Below are 17,328 nucleotides of genomic sequence, written 5' to 3'. Positions count from 1 at the left end.
CTCGCGGGTGGGATGCCGGCGCCTTTCCCGATCACGGGCGGGCGGCAGGGGGGTCGCCCGAGGGCGCCGGCATCCGGGTCGGGTCAGCTCGTCAGACGGAAGGTGGCGTCGCTGCGTCCCGTCGCGGTGGTGATCGTTTCGAGCTTCAGCTGGAACGCGTAGTGGCGGATGTACCGGTCGGGGTGGTTGTACGACTGGAACGACGACCAGGTCGAGTCGGCGAGCCCGGCGACCTGGCGGAAGGTGGCGTCCTCGGCGAACTGGGTGGTGCCGTCGTTGTAGACGAGCTGGAAGTCGGCTCCGTCGCTGCGCAGGTAGTAGCCGGGGAAGTTGACCGACTCGAAGGAGACGGTGCCGGAGCCGGCCAGGCCGGGGCGCGGGCGGAACTTGGCGTCGTCGTTGGTGATGTTCTGGTCGATGCGCACATCGAAGTTGGTGTGCCGTACGTAGCGGTCCTGGAAGTTGAAGGACTGCAGCCGCTTGGCCGGGACGTTGGCCCAGCGCGCCGTGATCCGGGCGTCCTCGGCGGCCGTCAGGTTCAGGATCGAGCCGTGGCGCTTCTTCGTCCCGCCCAGGGAGTAGGTGCCCGACGTCGGGAGCTTGTAGGTGCCGGTGGCGGACGGGTTGGTCGTCGTGACCGGCATGTATCCCTTGCCGGCCGCGTACTGGTCGAGGTAGAGGGTCCACTCGTTGCGGTCGCGGAACTTCATCCACATCGGGCCCTCGACCTGGGAGCCGGTCAGGCCGATGCCGGAGAGGTTGCCGAGGCTGGTCCAGGTGCCGAGGATCGAGTTGCTGCCCTCGATCGTGATCTGGCCGTCGCCGGAGGCGCGTACGTAGCGGTAGTTGCCGACGCCGGACGGGACCTCGACGATCTGGGTGTCGATGATGCCCTGGGTGCCGGGGCGGTCGATGTAGATCTGCGGGGTCGTGATGGTGTGGAAGTCGGAGGTGCGTGCGTAGTAGATGCGGTGCTTCAGTACGCCGTTGAGGGTCGCGTTGGTGGCCCAGTACAGGACGTAGTCGTTGGTGGCCGGGTCCCAGATGGCCTCCGGTGCCCATGCGTTGCGCCCGTCGGGGATGGCGCCGGCGACATTGAGCAGCCACGGCTGAGACCAGGTGACCAGGTCACTCGACTCCCACACCACGAGGTTGCGGCTGCCGTTGGAGGTCGAGTCCCCCCACGACTGTCCGCAGCCGATGCACAGGTCGGTCGCGATGATCCAGTACTTGCTGCCGTCGGGCGAGCGGACCAGAGCGGGGTCACGCACCCCTCGCGTGCCCACGGTGGAGCGCAGGGTCATCCCCCCACCGTTGAGGTCGGTCCAGTTCAGCCCGTCCGCGCTGTACGAGAAGTACATCTGCTGACCGGTCGCCCCCTCCCCGATGAAGTGCGTCATCAGGTAACCCGGATCGGCGGCGGCGGCCCGTTGAGGTGTGGTCACGACCTGGGCGGTGAAGAGCACGCAGGCGGCGACGAATATCGCCGCCAGCCTGGAGAGAACCGCGGGCATATTGGTTCCTGTCTTTGTGGAGTGCACTGATCAGGTGCTGGTGGGGTCGAGGGTGAAACCCGGCCTCCGTACCGTCGGGGCAGGGCTGTTCCCGCGCGACGTGGGACGCCGCGTCATGCCGGTCAGTGACCGCCGAACCTGGGTTTCCGCGTGAGCCCGGCAGCGACCGGAGGCCCTGCGGTGGCGGGACGGGTGACGAAGACGGCGGGGACGGCCGGCGGAGGAGCCGACTCAGAAGTGCGCCGGAGACGGATGCGCAACACGGGCTGTCTCCTTTGACGGCCATGGTTCGAAAAATCGAACATTGTTCGCAAGTTCGAGCAGAAGATAGATGTCGGTCAGAGGTACGTCAATGGAACTGGCCAGTTCGGTTTCCCGCGTTCGCACCCGTGACCGGTCGCGGCGGTGGGTACTCGCCTGGCTCATCCCCTTGAACTGCGGAGACCTCCTTGTGTGTTCGGATGGCTCGCGGGAATTCCTGCTGCGCAACCATCAGGCGGCGGCGAGATCAGGACAAAAAGGCGCGCCTGCGACCCCATTATTGAAACGATTCAAAGACGCTGAACCGATACTTCCATTCCTTCCGGCCTCCGGATTGCCGCCCCGTTCGCCGCCCTCCCCGCCGGTCCCGCACAGGAGTCCGCGACCATCCCCGCGGGCGGGACGATCGTGGATCTCACGTACCGGGAGTCCGGGTACGACACGGACTTCGGCGGGTCGTTCGCCGGTAACGACGCCTCCCTGGACACCCTGTGGACCCAAGGTCGCCCGCACCATGAACGTCAACATGCGGGACACCTGCATGGACTGCCCGGCCCGCGAACGCGCCCAGTGGTGGGGCGATGTGGTCAGCCGGCTGAGGGAAGGTTTCAACACCTTCGGCACCAAGCCCCACACCCTCGGCGAGAAGGCCATCTCGCAGCCGGCTTCCTGGCAGAAGGACACCGGGACGCGCTACTCCCCGATGCCCTCGGCCATCTGGACCGCCGAGCTGCCCAACCAGATGCTCGCCTCGGCGTGGTCGTTCTGGACGTTTCCCCTCTACCACCGGCGACACGAGCACGGTCACCGGCGATGCCGGCCCCTGCGTGGAGTTCTACGTCCTGGAGGCGCGGTACACGTGAGGGTGCCGTGGCACGACGGCCCTGGTCGGTGTGCCCACCTACGGTGGCTCCCAGTCCGTCATCAAGGCGAACGGCACCACTGTCTTCACCGGCGGCTCCTCCGTCGGCAGCGTGAGCGGTCTGAGCACCGCTGTTGACCGTGCCTGTCCGTTCTTGCGGGCACGCATGGGGCACGGCCTCGGCCTGTGTCGTTCGGCGGCGCCATCGCGGCCGGTGGGGAGCCGCCTGCCGGCATCGGTTCCGAAGGGGGCGGTCTGGGGCCGGCGGAGCGTGACCGCTGCTTCTCGGCTCTTGCCGACGAGGTCCCGAACGTACCCGCAGCCTCAGCGCCAGTCGGGTATGCCCGCGACGGGCGGCAGGTGGGCTTCGATCTTCGCTCGTACCTCCCGCATCACGGAGACGATGCGGGCCTCGTGTTCCCGGGTCAGCCTGGCCACCGGGACCGAGCAGCTTATGGCGTCGGTGGCCGGTGCGTCGTACCGCAGGGCGAAGCCGAAGCCGGCGATACCGGTCACCGTCTCCTCGCGGTCGATGGAGTAGCCGCGCTCGCGCACCTCGGCCAGGTCGGCGAGCAGTGCGGCACGGTCGGTACGTGTGTTCTCCGTGAGGGCAGTCAAGGGCCCGTCCGCGAGCGGCAGTTCGTCGTCGGGGCGCTCGGCGAGCAGCGCCTTGCCGAGGGCGCCGGCATGGGCCGGGACGCGGCGGCCGACCCGGCTGATGGTGCGCAGGTATTCGTGGGACTCGCGGGTGGCGAGGTAGACGACGTCCGAGCCGTCGAGCCGTGCCATGTGGATCGTCTCGCCGAGCGCGTCCGACGCCTCGTCGAGATACGGGCGGACCGCACGGACGCGCCGGTCGCCGTCGAGATAGCTGGTGCCGGTGAGCAGTGCGCGAATGCCGATGCCGTAGAGGGAGCCGGTGGCGTCGGTGCGGACCCAACCGCAGTCGACCAGGGTCTGGAGCAACTGGTACATGCTGCTGCGCGGCACACCCAGGTCCTCCGCGAGCTGGTCCAGGCGCGAGGGCCGCTCACCCCGCGCGGCGAGCAGTTCCAGCAGCGCGACGGTCCGGGCCGCCGACTTCACACCACGGACACCTTTCGACTCTGACACGGACCCCATCGTAGATCCGCCTCACTCCGAGTCCGCCCACCCCGTTGACCCACCCCGTTGACCCATCTAACCTCCATCTGCATACGTAGACGTCATCTATATACAGGGATGGGATTATGGCAGGGATCAGCGTGGAGGTCGCAGGGCTCGCCCAGCGACTCCGTGACGGAATGACGAGCGGGGTGCTGTCCTTCCCCCTCACGAGCTTCCGGACCGACGGCAGCCTCGACCTGGAGGCCTACCGGGCCTACCTGGCCGACCGGTTGGCCACCGCACCCGGCGCGGTGTTCCCGGCCTGCGGGACCGGAGAGTTCTTCTCACTGGACGAGGACGAGTACCGGGCGGTCGTGCGGACCACGGTCGAGGTCGCCGACGGACGGTTGCCGGTGGTGGCGGGCATCGGCTACGGCTGGGCCCAGGCGCTGCGCTTCGCCCGTATCGCGGAGGAAGCCGGCGCGGACGCCGCGCTGGTATTGCCCCACTACCTGGTCGGGGCCCCGCAGGACGGCCTGGTGGAGCAGGTGCGTCGGATCGCCGAAGGCACCCGGCTGCCACTCATCGTCTACCAGCGCGGCCAGGTCGCCTTCACCGCCGACAGCCTGCGCCGGGTCGCGCGGATCCCCACCGTCGTCGGCCTGAAGGACGGCCACAGCGACCTCGACCGGCTCCAGCGCCTCACGCTCGCCGCGCCCGACGGCTTCCTCTTCTTCAACGGCGCCGCCACCGCCGAGATCCAGGCCCGCGCCTACGCCACCGTCGGCGTACCCGCCTACTCCTCCGCCGTCCACGCCTTCGCACCCGAGATAGCGAACGCCTTCTTCGCCGCGCTGCGGGACGGAGACGACGCGGGCGTGACCAAGTTCCTGCGCGAGTTCTACGTCCCACTGGTCGAACTACGTGACCGGGTGCCGGGCTACGCCGTCTCCCTGGTCAAGGCCGCCGCCCGGCTGCGCGGCTTCCCGGTCGGCCCGGTGCGGGCTCCGCTCATCGACCCCGGCCCGATCGACCTCGCCGACCTGGAGAAGGTGCTGGACCACGGCCTGAGCCTGGTCGGCACCGTACGACGGACCGCTTGACGAACCGGGGCACCACTCCTGCCCGCCCGACGAACCCGCGGGTGAGCGTCGTGCCCGCAGGATGACCCGTGTCCCGGACCGGACCGGACCGGACCGGACCGGACCGGACCGGATCCGAGAAGCCAGCGGTCCCGAGGAGCCCTGGGGCCGCCACCTCACCGACTTTCCTCGCTCCTTCCGTGGGCCGGGTACGGCCACAGCCGCCGTACCGCGCCGCCCGCACCACACCCCTGCCGCGAGCCACGCGACAGCGCCCTACCGCTCCCCCGGAGCGTGCGTCCGTCACGCCGTACACCGATCGGGCCGCCCCCGCACTCGGCGGCGCCTGCGACTGCTCACTCAACAGTTCAAAGGGGAACTGCCATGCCTCTCCTCGTAGTCGGGATCAGCGTTGTGATCCTGCTTCTCCTCATGACCAGGCTGAGACTGAACGGCTTCGCGGCCCTGCTGCTCGTGGCGGTAGGCGTCGCACTGGTCCGGGGCATCCCGGTGGCCACCATCCCGGACGTCCTCTCCGAAGGCATCGGGGGCCAGATCGGTGACACCATGCTCACCATCGGACTCGGCGCCATGGTCGGGCGGGTGATGGGCGACTCCGGCGCCGCGCAGCGGATAGCCGGCAAGCTCCTGGACGCCTTCGGCCCGCGGTGGGTCCAGGTGGCCATGGTGGTCACGTCCATGCTGATCGGCGTGACCATGTTCTACGAGGTCGCTTTCATCATCATCGTGCCGATCGCGTTCACCCTGGTCAGGGTCACCGGGGCGAAGCTGCTGTGGGTCGGTCTGCCGATGTCCATCGCGCTGTCCACCATGCACAGCTTCCTGCCGCCGCACCCCGGCCCCACCGCCGTCGCCGCGACCTTCCACGCCTCCGTCGGGCTGACGCTCTTCTACGGTCTGTTCATCGCCGTTCCCGCCGGCGCGCTCATCGCCCTGACCTGGCCTCGCCTTCCGTTCATCCAGGCGATGAACCCCTCCATCCCCAAGGGCCTGGTCAGCGAGCGCGAGTTCACCGACGAGGAGATGCCCGGACTGGGCTGGTCGCTGTTCGTGGCGCTCTTCCCCGTGGTACTGATCGTGGCCGCCGCCGTGACCGAGATGGCCGCCTCCACCGAGAGCCCGCTGGTGCACTTCGTCGCCTTCATCGGTTCGGCACCGATCGCGCTGCTGCTGACCCTGTGCCTGGCGGTCTGGGCGTTCGGGCCACGGATCGGCCGGAGTCTGGAGGACGTCGGCGCCTCCTGCACCTCGGCGGCCCAGGCGATGGCGATGATCCTCCTGGTGATCGGCGCCGGCGGGGCCTTCAAGAACGTACTCGTCGAAGGCGGGATCTCCGACTACATCAAGGACGTCACGGACGGCTGGTCCATCTCGCCGATCGTCCTCGCCTGGCTCGTCGCTGTCATCCTCCGCATAGCGCTCGGCTCGGCGACGGTCGCCGTCGTCACGGCCTCCGGCGTGGTGCTGCCGCTTCTGGCGGGCAGCGGGGCCCACCCGGAGATGATGGTGCTTGCCGTCGCCTGCGGTTCCATCGCGTGCTCCCACGTTAACGACCCCGGATTCTGGCTGTTCAAGGAGTACTTCAACCTCTCCGTCATCGAGGCGATCAAGGTTCGTACCACCTATACGACGGTGCTCGCCGTGCTTGGCCTGGGCGGCGTCCTGGTGGCCGAGTGGGCCCTCGACGTCCTCAGCCTCTGAACCAGAACCTCCGATCCCACACACGACCCATCTCACCGCAGAAGGACACCCGATGAGCATCGGACAGCCGACCGTCACGGCGTTCTCCGTCTACCCGGTCGCCGGCCGGGACAGCATGGAACTCAACCTCTCCGGCGCCCACGGCCCCTACTTCACCCGCAACATCGTCGTCCTCACCGACTCCGAAGGACGTACCGGACTGGGCGAAGTACCCGGCGGGGAGAAGATCACCCAGACGCTGCGTGACGCCGAGTCGCTCGTCGTCGGGGTGAAGGTGGGCGACTACAAGCGCGTCCTGCGCGAGATCGGCGACCGGTTCGCCGACCGCGACGCAGGCGGACGGGGCGCGCAGACCTTCGACCTGCGGACCACCGTCCACACGGTCACCGCTGTCGAGTCGGCGCTGCTCGACCTCCTCGGGCAACACCTTGACGTGCCCGTCGCCGCGCTGCTGGGAGACGGCCAACAGCGGGACTCAGTAAGGGTGTTGGGCTATCTCTTCTACGTCGGCGACCCGGACCGGACCGACCTGGAGTACGTCCGCGAACCGGACTCGCCCGAGGAGTGGTACCGGCTCCGGCACGAGGAGGCCCTGTCGCCGGAGGCGATCGTCCGTCAGGCCGAGGCGGCCTTCGATCTCTACGGGTTCCGGGACTTCAAGCTCAAGGGGGGAGTCCTGGAGGGTGCCGAGGAGGTGGTGGCCGTACGCGCCCTCAAGGACCGCTTTCCCGAGGCCCGGATCACCCTCGACCCGAACGGCGCGTGGTCACTGAGCGAGGCGATCGAGCTGTGCCGGCCCCTGGTCGGCACGCTCGCCTACGCCGAGGACCCCTGCGGAGCCGAGGGCGGCTACTCCGGACGGGAGATCCTCGCCGAGTTCCGCCGCGCCACCGGCCTGCCCACCGCGACCAACATGATCGCCACCGACTGGCGCCAGATGACCCATGCCCTGGCCCTCCAGTCGGTCTCCATCCCGCTGGCCGACCCCCACTTCTGGACGATGCAAGGCTCTGTGCGTGTGGCGCAGCTGTGCAACGCGATGGGTCTGACCTGGGGCTGCCACTCCAACAACCACTTCGACATCTCCCTGGCCATGGTGACCCACTGTGGCGCCGCGGCCCCGGGGGAGTACAACGCCCTGGACACCCACTGGATCTGGCAGGAAGGGCTGGAACGGCTCACCACTGCCCCACCGCGCATCGTCGGTGGTGAGATCGCCGTCCCGGACGGCCCGGGGCTGGGCGTCCACCTCGACATGGACCGGCTCCTCGCGGCCCACGACCTCTACCGGAAGAAGGCGTTGGGGGCACGCGACGATGCCGTCACCATGCAACGCCTCATCCCTGACTGGGAGTTCGACAGCAAGCGTCCCTGCCTGGTGCGGTAGACGACTGATCGAGCACCCTCCCGTCGGTACGCCACCTGGCTCGCGGGGTCGCAAAACCCGCCAGGCCCCATCGGGCGCCGTCCAAGGCCATGGTGGCGCGCCGGCCCGTGAGAACGCCGCGATGATCTGCCGACGCCGCGACCACGAACGGCATCGCAAGGATGCCGCCCTTGTGGTGCGGCACCCGCTCACCGGTCTGAACTGCAAAGAACCCCCGTTGCGTAGTGCGGGACTTCTTCTTGCCCTGATTCTTGGCGGTGATCCTGGTGAGCTGGGTTTTCCTGCTCAGCAGCGGTGGGTCCGTACGTCCTGTGGTCGTTCTTGGCCGCTGTTGAGCGGCTTCGGACGGCCCAGGGACAGCCCCGCCCCCACGTGTCCATACCCCGACGACTCGGTGCCGAAGAACGCGGGGCGCTGGATCAGCGCGGCGCACCACCGTAGGGCCCAGGCTGGGGAGCATTGCGGTGCTTCGGCGGTGGACCTCACCATCGCCGCTACGGCGGCCCACCACGGATTGGCCGTCCTCCACGACGATGCCGACCTCTGGGCTATCGCCCGGCACGCATCCGATCACTGATCTACCAGCACTCCGACGACGACCGGCAGCAGGAAGTTGCAGCCGGCCTCGACGCGACCGTACGCAAGGCACGCCGGCAAGTTGCGGCCGTGCCGGAACCGGAGACAGCCGATCGATCCTGCCGATCAACGTACTGGCCCGAATCCGGCACGTGGCGAAAGAGCACAGAGCACAGCAAGAAGGCCCAGGTCTATGACCTGGGCCTGCTCATGGAGCGGGTGACGAGAATCGAACTCGCGCTCTCAGCTTGGGAAGCTCAGGTGTTCTGCAAGCGATTACTGCTCTGACCTGCGACGGAACTTGAACCGCTTCCGAGCGGTTGCAGACTTGGTCCCCGCTGTTCCCCGTGGTTCTCCGCGAGATCTGGCACGCATCTGGCACGTCCGGCCGGTGCCTCGCCAGCATCTGGCCTGCTGCGCGAATCCCACTCGTACGCCCCTACGATGCGGGTCATGGGGACGTCTGATTCCACACCACTCATACGCGCCTGCTGGCTCTCATGGCTCGCGGTCGCGACCGTGGATCAAGCGGAGTTGGTGAAGACCCTTGGCTTGATGGATGCGCGGGAGACCACCTGGGCCGATGGCGTGGAACTCATCGACGAGGTGGCACACGACGAGGAGGAGCCGTTCTCCACAGTCGTCGTCACCCCGCCCGTGCAGGGGTGGACCCTGGTCGTCGGACCGTACTTCGGCCTGTCCTATCCGCAGCAGACAGCGCACGTCACTGACCTGTGCCGAAAATTGAGCGCGCACTTCGGCAAAGCCCAGCTCTTCTTCCACAGCGAGCAGAACGACGGGGAGGCGTGGCTGATCGCCGAACGCGGACGGATCCTCAGACGTTGGATCAGTGAGTACCCGGAGCTCGCCCTGGGTGAGCCGTTCGGAGTCGAGCGACGACTCCTCGACGCCTACGGCATCACGGGCAAGCCCGAGGATCTCGCCCCTGACAGCGACCTGGCCGGCGACTGGGCGGCGACCTGGGGGGATTGCTGGGCGACGACGGTCGCAGAGGAAAACAGCGTCGACCCCACGAAAGTCGCCGCCGATGCGGGCTCGATCAGCGGCATGTTGGTGGCAGCTGCTCCACCTTTCGAGTAACCGCACGGCTTGCCCACGGAACGACCACCGTCTCGCACACGGCTCCGGAGGCCCCTTGGGACTTGGGCAACGCCGCAGGTCACGCCCCTGCACCTGGCAGATCAGGCGGGACGAGTCCACGGATAGTCCACGGCTGGCTGAGCACCGCTTTAAGAGTTCGATCCGACGCCCTCAGCGGTCCGCTGCTGCGAGGCTGGAGCTGACGTCTACGACCGCCCGGAATTGCTGGCGTCCGTTGCTGTTGATGTCAGCCATGGATGTCAGGTGCCCCGCCGGTGCGGCTACGGGCGACGGTAGGCGGCAGGGTCGGTTCCGGGTGCCGGAGCCCGGGACAGGTTCAGGTAGCACGGGTGGTCGGGGTCGCCTACTTCCATCATCACGAACTGATCGACGTCGTGGTTGGCGAAACGATGGAGGTACTGCAGGAAGAGTTCCAGCTCCTCGTCGGAGAGAGACTCGTCGTGTCGGTCGTTTCGCACGCCCTCACCCTACGGCTGTCCTGGGTGGCACGACCTCTTCGTCCCGAACTCTCGGCGGTGAAGTCATTGGAGTCTGGTGAGCTGGTCGGTGGGCCATTGATGGCTGGTGCCAGTCGGCTGCAGCCACGGTGGTTGCTGTACTTCGCTGCTGTACCGCAGCGCTCAGCGCAGCCGCTCCGCCTGGTCGTACTCGGCTGCCTTGAAGGTGGGCCAGTACGTGATCTGCGGCTTGGAGCGCTCGATCATCGCGAGCAGCACAGGCGATGCCGGGACCCGCCCCGCCAGGCGTAGACCTGGCGTCGATCTCCCTTCGCTACCGTGGCAGCCCATGACGGTCCTGATTATCGGCGGCAGTGGCTTTCTGGGAACTGAACTGGTCCGCCGTGCTATCGCGACGGGGCACGAAACGGCCGCGACATTCACTTCCCGACCCGGCACAACCTCGGGTGTCGCCTGGCATCGGCTCGATGTCCGGGATCCTGCGCGTATCGCCAGGTTGATCGCCGACGTTACCCCGTCGGTCGTCGTCAACGCGTCCAGTGGCCAGTCTGGGCGGTCACCGCTGACGGCTCGATCCGCTTAGCGCTGGCTGCTGCCGAGCAAGGCTGTCGCCTGGCCCACGTCTCCAGCGACGCGGTGTTCTCCGGTACGCACGTCTGCTACGACGAGAGCAGCCTGCCCGACCCGGTCACGCCCTACGGCGCCGCAAAGGCCGCCGCAGAGACGGCAGTGCGACTGCTGCTGCCAGATGCCGTCGTCGCCCGCACCTCACTGATCCTCGGACACGGCAAGTCCGGGCACGAGCGGACGGTGCATGCCCTGGCAGCCGGCACTCGCGACGGGGTCCTGTTCACCGACGACATCCGGTGCCCAGTACATGTCGAAGACCTGGCCGCAGCCTTGTGGGAGCTCGCACTGTCCGACGCAGCCGGCGTGTTCCACCTCGCCGGGCCGGATGCCCTGAGCCGCCACGATCTCGGTGTCCTCATCGCCCGGAATCAAGGACTCGACCATGCCCAACTGCCTGCCGGACGACGAGCCGACACCAACCTGCCCGGGGCCCTCGACGTACGCCTCGACAGCCGAGCAACGCAGGAGCGGTTGCAGGCCAGGCTCCGCGGCGCCCACGAGTTCCTCCGCTGAGACGGCCGCATCGTTTCAAGCTGCTCCAACTGACCTAGCGGCAGTCCTTACACGCGGACCTCTTCGTCCCGAAGTAACTCGGTTGAGGGCTCCACCGAAGCCTGCCGTGGCACTCACCTGCGCTGAAGGTCCGCTGACGTTCGCAGCCGTCTGCCGGTGTTCATCGGCGTTGTCACGCAGTTGGACACTCACCGCTGCGGCGTCTTGAAGGTGCTTGCGTAGGAGCAACATCTGAATCCCTAGCTCTATAGGGACCGGTCATTGGAGGGCATGCAGGCTGCGGGGAGAGTCGTGAGGGCCGGTGGTGGTCGCTGCTGAGGGCTGAGGTTGCCGTACTTCGTTGCGGTACAGCAACGGCTACCAGTCCCGCCAGTCATCAGTGATCTCGGTGCGGCTGATGCCTCGCCTCGCCGCCAGAGCGGGAACGTCGATGCCGTGCTCGGTCAAGGTCTGATCGATGTAGAGGCACAGCTGTTCACGCTCATCGGTTTCGTAGCCGGCGCCGTCGTGGTCCTCGTTGATCTCGTTCAGCGCCACCACGACACGCTTGATCGCTTCGAATGCCCGCTCGTCGTCCTGACCCCGGAGCACGTCCACATCCAGCTCGAACGTGCGCAGGGCTCCGTCCGTCGCCGCCAGGAGCGACCCGGGGAAGAGCTCCGACAGGAAGGCATCGCCCGGCTCCTGTGTCCCCGCCGCAATCTTTGCTGCCTCTTCGTCCACACGCGCACGCCAACGTGCTGATGGTCTGATTGCCATGTCCTGAACCGTAAGCCCAGGATCAGACAGTGCCGCTGCCGCGCACTCTTCGAACTGTGTCGGCCTGGTGGTGGCTGTATGGAAAACCCTGGATTGTCACGCTCGGTTGCACAGATCTCTCAGGGCGCGTTGGGCGGCCTTGTTCCGTGCAACAGGCTCCGGGAACATACCGAACTACACGCATAAGTCGAGGGGGAGAACGTGCGTTACATGCTGTTACGGTGGGGATCGTGGCTTCTGCTTGGGGCCCTGAGCTTGGCTGCTGTCATCGTGACCCCCTTCCTACTGCGCTTGACTGCGCCGCGAGGAATGAACTGGGCGGAACTGAGCGACATCAGCCAAACCTACGCCGCAATCGCGGCACCGCTGACAGCTGCAGCCCTGCTCGGAGCCGTTGCGTCTCTCACTTATCAGGCTCGCCAAGCACGGGTGAGCCACGAGGAGACGAGAAACTCCACGCACAGAGCCCTTCTGTCGCTCGCCTTGGACGACCGTGAACTCCGGGTGTGTTGGGGGCCGGCGCGTGAACGACTTACGCCTGTGAGGTGGAGGCAGTTCACCTACACGAATATGATCCTTAGTTTCTGGCACTCGGAGTTCACCCTAGCCAGGGGAGCAGCGGCTGATGCGGTGTTAAAAGCCAACGCGAGCCGTCTCTTTCAAGGGGAGATCGGTCGGGAGTACTGGACCATGTGGGCTGCTGGCTGGCGGGTGACCATGAGCCACGGGCGTCGAAGCCGCAGATTCATCCGCATACTGGATCAGGCCTTTGATCAAGCGCAGGCCGCTGGCCCAGCCGTGTTGACCTCTGACTACTTCTTGCCTGAGCAGCCCTGAGTGCTGATCAGCCGATCCCTGATCGATTGCTTCCAGCGAAGTGGTGTACGAGGTTGATCTGATCCGAGAGCTAGTTTCGGCATCCTCTGCATCAAGGACAGGTCTCGTCGATCTTGACTACGTCGAAGCTGACCATGACATCAATAGGATGTGTCCCGGGCTCTGGTGTCTGAAAACAGACAACCCAGTTGCGATCCAGGACTTGGTACCTCCCTGCACCCGTAGCGTCAGTTGAGTCGAGACGATAGAACCCGTTCGCTTGCGCACTGTCCTGCGCATCTTGCAGCACCTCACCCACCATGTCTGGTAGGGCCGCTTGCTCAACCGACTTTTCGACCTCTACAGGCGTCTCAACGGCATCTGTGACAGTCTTCGTTGGCGTGGGCGTCTCGCTCGGAGAGTCGCTACCACCACACGCGGTCGCGAAGCACAGCAGGAGCGCCACCGAACCTGCCGCACGCCATGTCCACCGCGGGGCTCGAACATTCTCGGACCTCATGAACTGATTGTCCGCGTGTAAATACTCCACCGCATCTCAAGCGTTTTATGGCAGAGCTGTAACCAGGCTCAGCCACGAATCGCCTGTCGTCAGCGCATGCCTCGACAGTCGGGCCGCATCGACGACACCTGAGCCATCAGCTCGGGAAGCTGCGAGCCTTCGAGGCGGGTTCGGGTGCTGACCTGGGCGAACGGCCGAGCTGTGGCCTCGTAGGGCTCGGCTGCTTCACCGTGGTTCCCCGCTGTTCCCCGCCTGATCTGGTGCGCTAGTGGTGCGCCTCGTCTCTATCTTGCCCGGTTCGCCTATGGCCGCTGGGCCGGGCTTACAGGTCCAGGCGAGACTCGCCGTCGCCTCGCCTGAGAACGACGTGCGCCGGCCGGAACGGTAGACCGCGCAGAGTCGGCTCCATGACCTTGAAAAGAGCATCGGCATCCGGTCCGTAGGCGTACACGACTGCTTCGCCCCCACCGAACTCGTTGCCGTCGACCTCTCCAACGTCGGCTGCCTCGGCCGCGGCCGCCATCGCCTGCTCGGCTTCGTAGACCAGCTCCCGCTGGTCGGCCTCGCCGAAACCGTCACTGGCGAGCCGGAAGTGTGCGATGACAGCCTGCTCCTCATCCCCGCTCCCAGGGGCAATGGGTGTCTCCATGGCCGACACACTCTCATCGGCCTCTGACATCGGCACGAACCAGCTTCTTCCTCGGCGCACACCACCCAACACGCTTTCCAACTGTGGTGGTGGGGTGAGGGGTCGTGTGCAGGAGCGTTCACCTGCGTTCATGGGCGGCTGATCTGTGCGGCGAGTCTGATGCGTGGCCTCCCCTGAACGGCTGTGAACAGGGCTGAATGAGACGGAAATGAGACGGCGGCGCGGGGAGGCTGTTTCACTCCTCACCAGGTGGGATGAGGCGATCGGCGCTCTCAGCGTCGTCAACGTGCCCATGGGCATCGACGGTGATCGGGGTGGCTCGGCCCTTGGACGTGACCAGCCATGCGAGCACCTGCTCGGTCAACGGGCCGTTGTCGGGTCCCTCGTCCTTCCAGTACGCGCGCCAGCCGCCTCCTGGGATGGCTGCCACAACCTGGTCGGCCTGTTCCAGGTGGGAGAGGTCCGGGTAGTCCGTCACCGGGCGGCGGGTACCGCGTTCGGGATCGACCACAAGCGCGACGCCCGTCGTCTCGTCCCAGGCGTCCACTCGCACTGTCCGACCGATCATCGTATCCGTGCCGGTGAAGATCGCGAGCCAGCCTGTCCCGTTGAAGTAACGCATGCGGTCATCGTCCATGACGGCGTCGGCCTTGATGTAGGAGTGACCAGCTTCGGTGTCCTGGCGGGACCTCAGCTTGGGAACGTGCGACGGCGGACGTGTAGCAGTGTCGCTTTCGGCGATGACCTCTTCGTCCCGAAGCAACTTGGGCGGGCGTGCCGCCTTGGGCTGGTGGGGCCTGCACCTGCGCTGACCGTCTGCAGACGTCCGCGCTCGTCCGCCGTTGTTCGTCGACGTTGTCACGCAGTTAGACACTCAGCCGGTGCGGCTCCCGGGGCGCGGGGTCAGCGCACGTCAGCCGAGAAGGGCTGACACTGCGGGTGTACGCGCACCTAACGCCGTCAAGCCAAGAGCGGATTAGTTCGACGTGCGTCACTGGCAGTGCTCCACAAACTGGGGCCCACTGCTTCAGAGCAGAGGGCCCGGCAATGCTGCATGCACTACTCAAACCTGGATCTTTGCATCATTTAGGCGCTCCAGAGCTGCTTCGAGGCGGAATGGCAGGCGGAATTGGTCGTGCATCCTCCTGATCGCCTGCTCCGCCAGTGAAGCCCACATGACGAAAAACTCATCCGGTGCATCGACCACCTCTCCAGAGGACATGACTCGTGCACCTGAAGGAAGGGAAGCTGGCAGCACAAGAGTCTTGGGTGCCACGGGGCGCAAAGCCTCGTCCGTATTGCGGCGCGCCTCGTGCAGGGCACGGAGATCTTTCCCCACGGAAGCAGAAGTGTGGCGCCGTGAACTTCTAACGTGGGCTGTCCATTCGAGTAGGTCATCAGTGGGACGCAAGTGCACCACCAGCGGCGTCTTTCGAGTAGCTGAAGTAGCAATGATCCTTGCGACAGCCTCGGAGTCTCCCGTGTCGGCTGCCCAAACACGGACCCGCCCGAGATCACTACCCTCGACGTACGTGCGCGCGACTTCCAGTCGGTCGCGGTCGCGAAAGCTGTCACTGTAGTGATGCGTGAGTCGCGAAAAGGCGCGTGAAGCGACGAAGGCGACGTGGCTGTAGTCGTAGTCGAAGGCGTAACCCATGAAGCTTGCAACGTCCGCTGAGCCTGCCCAGTGTCCTCCGACGACCGCGATGGACCGAGGGGCGCCCGGCAAGGGCGTGCCAGATCCTCGGCGGAGGGCGACGAAGCGCGGCACGTTGATGGTTAGGGCGTCCGTACCTTCTTTCCATCCTTCGTTGAATCCTGCTCCAAACCAAGCAAGTTCGTCATAGAGGGTCGCCTCGACACGCGTGCGGGCAGTCTCCGACACTGGCCCGTCATGCAGTGGCCGAAGGACAACACGGTCGGCGTAGTGCCGCCGGCGGTCTCCAATGCCCAGAAAGATCGGACGCATGGAGACCTCGAAGTTCCCTTCCATCAAGGCCGTATTGGCAATGCGGGTAGCCCCTGAAAGGGGATCTCCCGGCAGACGCTTAGCGGAGTGCTCTATCCGCTCAGCCTGTTCCTCGATCTGGTCAAGATACGCGAGGAGGTTCGACAAGCCCTCCAAATAACCAAGAAGCGCGAGGAGCCGCAGCTTGGGATAGTTGAGCGCCTCTGCCAGACGGGCAGCGTCGTCCATCGTCGGCTTGGCATGCCCACCGAGGATTTCTTGGACCTTTGCCTTGGCCATACGGGCGTTGACCGCGAGTTCTGCGCGAGTCATGGTGGCGGCCACAGCCCGCAGCTCCTGGCACCACGGCTCGTTGATGTAGCGTGCAGTCTTCTTCGATTCGTCGCTCATGTGTACAGAGTTTCGCCACTTCGGTTTCAGTACCAGGGCCGTATCAGATGCTCAGCACTTCGTACCAGCCGGATAGTACGAGGCGGGGATCGCTGTACCAGCGAGGCAGTACGGCATGCGGTCGGTACAGCACACGCCGATTGGTCAAGCGTAGGTAGGACATACCCCCGGTGCCGGGAGTTACAGGGACTCTAGCGGCGAAGGGGTGGATTCTCATCATGAAGGAAGAGTCACGCCGAAATGAGACGCAGCAGCGCGAAGTGGGCGGTCTCTGGCGGAAGGCGGCCGTCGCGGTCGTCGTGCGGCTGATCACCACCGCGATCATCATCCTGCTGCATCACGAGCAGTAGGCCGCATGTACTCGGGGAGTTCCCTTTGCGGGACTCCCCGAAGCCGTCCCCCATCAGGGCCACGGCCCACAGACGGTCTGGGTGGTCCAGATGCAGCCGACTGACGAGAAACCTGCAGGTGAAGGGCTTCTGCGCCCGTCAGTACGCCAGTTCTCCGGGCTTCGGCATAACCCTCCCAGTGTCGCAGATCAACTCCAGTAGCCCAGGCCACAGCGGGGTGGGGGTGGTCACCTGTGGGTGCCGACTGTCGGCGTTGGTCGACCTCGGACGGCCCAGGGACGGCCCAAGGAGGCCCCAGGGGCAATCGCTCGTCGCTGCCGCCACTCATCGAGCCGGACCTGCTAGTGCCTGTGTGAGGTCGTGATCATTCTCGGGTTCTGGTCCCGTGCGGGGGTGGGACCTGGTAGGACGCTGGGTGTGACACGTACGCAACTCACCGACGAGCAGTGGGAGTTCATCGAGCCGTACCTGCCGATAGGCGAGTACGGTCCGTATCCCGAGCGGCTGCGGGAGCAGTTCGAGGGGGTGATCTGGCGGTTTCGGTCCAGCGCCCAGTGGCGCGAGATGCCTTCCGAGTTCGGACCGTGGCCGACGGTCTACGGGCGCTTTCGCGTCTGGCGGGACGCCGGGGTCTTCTCCGCTCTTCTGGAGGGCATGATCGC

General features: G+C 66.2%; 14 protein-coding genes and 1 pseudogene. 8 read left to right on the top strand and 7 right to left on the bottom strand.

The window, feature by feature from the left end:
• Window positions 1-83: 83 nt before the first annotated feature.
• Both ACWCRJ_RS00075 and ACWCRJ_RS00070 read right to left on the bottom strand, forming a co-directional pair.
• On the bottom strand, window positions 84-1,514 hold the full coding sequence (locus ACWCRJ_RS00075) for a glycoside hydrolase family 43 protein (RefSeq protein ID WP_450937107.1): 1,431 nt from the start codon (window positions 1,512-1,514) through the stop codon (window positions 84-86).
• Between the two features lie 1,447 nt (window positions 1,515-2,961).
• Complete coding sequence (locus ACWCRJ_RS00070; protein ID WP_450937106.1) at window positions 2,962-3,759, bottom strand: IclR family transcriptional regulator; 798 nt, start codon at window positions 3,757-3,759, stop codon at window positions 2,962-2,964.
• A gap of 107 nt (window positions 3,760-3,866) precedes the next feature.
• Here ACWCRJ_RS00070 and ACWCRJ_RS00065 point away from each other — a divergent pair, with 107 nt between their 5' ends.
• From ACWCRJ_RS00065 to ACWCRJ_RS00050, 4 genes are all read left to right on the top strand, one after another.
• Window positions 3,867-4,826 (top strand): 5-dehydro-4-deoxyglucarate dehydratase, encoded by a 960-nt coding sequence (locus ACWCRJ_RS00065; protein WP_450937105.1) that lies wholly within the window; start codon window positions 3,867-3,869, stop codon window positions 4,824-4,826.
• A 363-nt stretch (window positions 4,827-5,189) separates the two neighbouring features.
• The gene (locus ACWCRJ_RS00060) at window positions 5,190-6,527 is read left to right on the top strand and encodes a gluconate:H+ symporter (RefSeq protein WP_450937104.1); all 1,338 of its coding nucleotides are present in this window, start codon (window positions 5,190-5,192) and stop codon (window positions 6,525-6,527) included.
• 58 nt (window positions 6,528-6,585) lie between these two features.
• A complete protein-coding gene (locus tag ACWCRJ_RS00055; protein ID WP_450937577.1) occupies window positions 6,586-7,914 on the top strand; it encodes an enolase C-terminal domain-like protein in 1,329 nt (442 codons plus the stop codon).
• Between the two features lie 1,029 nt (window positions 7,915-8,943).
• Window positions 8,944-9,591, top strand: a complete 648-nt coding sequence (locus ACWCRJ_RS00050; RefSeq protein ID WP_450937103.1) for a hypothetical protein — start codon at window positions 8,944-8,946, stop codon at window positions 9,589-9,591.
• A 281-nt stretch (window positions 9,592-9,872) separates the two neighbouring features.
• Here ACWCRJ_RS00050 and ACWCRJ_RS00045 read toward each other — a convergent pair whose 3' ends face one another.
• Window positions 9,873-10,070 (bottom strand): hypothetical protein, encoded by a 198-nt coding sequence (locus ACWCRJ_RS00045; RefSeq protein WP_450937102.1) that lies wholly within the window; start codon window positions 10,068-10,070, stop codon window positions 9,873-9,875.
• A 328-nt stretch (window positions 10,071-10,398) separates the two neighbouring features.
• On the opposite strand from ACWCRJ_RS00045, the pseudogene ACWCRJ_RS00040 reads away from it, so the two are divergent.
• Window positions 10,399-11,213: pseudogene (locus ACWCRJ_RS00040) on the top strand (SDR family oxidoreductase).
• Window positions 11,214-11,570: 357 nt separating this feature from the next.
• Here the strand turns inward: ACWCRJ_RS00040 and ACWCRJ_RS00035 are convergent.
• The gene (locus ACWCRJ_RS00035) at window positions 11,571-11,936 is read right to left on the bottom strand and encodes a hypothetical protein (protein WP_450937101.1); all 366 of its coding nucleotides are present in this window, start codon (window positions 11,934-11,936) and stop codon (window positions 11,571-11,573) included.
• 246 nt (window positions 11,937-12,182) lie between these two features.
• On the opposite strand from ACWCRJ_RS00035, the gene ACWCRJ_RS00030 reads away from it, so the two are divergent.
• Complete coding sequence (locus ACWCRJ_RS00030; RefSeq protein WP_450937576.1) at window positions 12,183-12,809, top strand: DUF6082 family protein; 627 nt, start codon at window positions 12,183-12,185, stop codon at window positions 12,807-12,809.
• 821 nt (window positions 12,810-13,630) lie between these two features.
• Here ACWCRJ_RS00030 and ACWCRJ_RS00025 read toward each other — a convergent pair.
• From ACWCRJ_RS00025 to ACWCRJ_RS00015, 3 genes are all read right to left on the bottom strand, one after another.
• Window positions 13,631-13,987 carry a hypothetical protein gene (locus ACWCRJ_RS00025; protein WP_450937575.1) on the bottom strand — a complete coding sequence of 119 codons (357 nt, stop codon included), beginning with the start codon at window positions 13,985-13,987 and terminating at the stop codon, window positions 13,631-13,633.
• A 205-nt stretch (window positions 13,988-14,192) separates the two neighbouring features.
• Entirely contained in the window at window positions 14,193-14,579 is a 387-nt protein-coding gene (locus ACWCRJ_RS00020) for a hypothetical protein (RefSeq protein ID WP_450937100.1), read from the bottom strand.
• 441 nt (window positions 14,580-15,020) lie between these two features.
• The gene (locus tag ACWCRJ_RS00015) at window positions 15,021-16,316 is read right to left on the bottom strand and encodes a helix-turn-helix domain-containing protein (protein ID WP_450937099.1); all 1,296 of its coding nucleotides are present in this window, start codon (window positions 16,314-16,316) and stop codon (window positions 15,021-15,023) included.
• 218 nt (window positions 16,317-16,534) lie between these two features.
• Between ACWCRJ_RS00015 and ACWCRJ_RS00010 the strand changes: the two genes are divergently transcribed.
• Complete coding sequence (locus ACWCRJ_RS00010) at window positions 16,535-16,666, top strand: hypothetical protein (RefSeq protein ID WP_450937098.1); 132 nt, start codon at window positions 16,535-16,537, stop codon at window positions 16,664-16,666.
• A gap of 417 nt (window positions 16,667-17,083) precedes the next feature.
• Window positions 17,084-17,328: transposase (locus ACWCRJ_RS00005; RefSeq protein ID WP_450937097.1), on the top strand; the 245-nt coding region annotated here is incomplete at its 3' end.

The sequence above is a fragment of the Streptomyces sp. NPDC002324 genome (assembly GCF_053593335.1).
This window is presented reverse-complemented; position numbering and strand designations above follow the sequence as displayed.

Bases quoted from the DNA above. Each gene is read 5' to 3' on its own strand.
- ACWCRJ_RS00075 (WP_450937107.1), bottom strand. From the start codon at position 1,514: ATGCCCGCGGTTCTCTCCAGGCTGGCGGCGATATTCGTCGCCGCCTGC.
- ACWCRJ_RS00070 (WP_450937106.1), bottom strand. From the start codon at position 3,759: ATGGGGTCCGTGTCAGAGTCGAAAGGTGTCCGTGGTGTGAAGTCGGCG.
- ACWCRJ_RS00065 (WP_450937105.1), top strand. From the start codon at position 3,867: ATGGCAGGGATCAGCGTGGAGGTCGCAGGGCTCGCCCAGCGACTCCGT.
- ACWCRJ_RS00060 (WP_450937104.1), top strand. From the start codon at position 5,190: ATGCCTCTCCTCGTAGTCGGGATCAGCGTTGTGATCCTGCTTCTCCTC.
- ACWCRJ_RS00050 (WP_450937103.1), top strand. From the start codon at position 8,944: ATGGGGACGTCTGATTCCACACCACTCATACGCGCCTGCTGGCTCTCA.
- ACWCRJ_RS00030 (WP_450937576.1), top strand. From the start codon at position 12,183: ATGCTGTTACGGTGGGGATCGTGGCTTCTGCTTGGGGCCCTGAGCTTG.
- ACWCRJ_RS00025 (WP_450937575.1), bottom strand. From the start codon at position 13,987: ATGTCAGAGGCCGATGAGAGTGTGTCGGCCATGGAGACACCCATTGCC.
- ACWCRJ_RS00020 (WP_450937100.1), bottom strand. From the start codon at position 14,579: ATGCGTTACTTCAACGGGACAGGCTGGCTCGCGATCTTCACCGGCACG.
- ACWCRJ_RS00015 (WP_450937099.1), bottom strand. From the start codon at position 16,316: ATGAGCGACGAATCGAAGAAGACTGCACGCTACATCAACGAGCCGTGG.
- ACWCRJ_RS00010 (WP_450937098.1), top strand. From the start codon at position 16,535: ATGAAGGAAGAGTCACGCCGAAATGAGACGCAGCAGCGCGAAGTGGGC.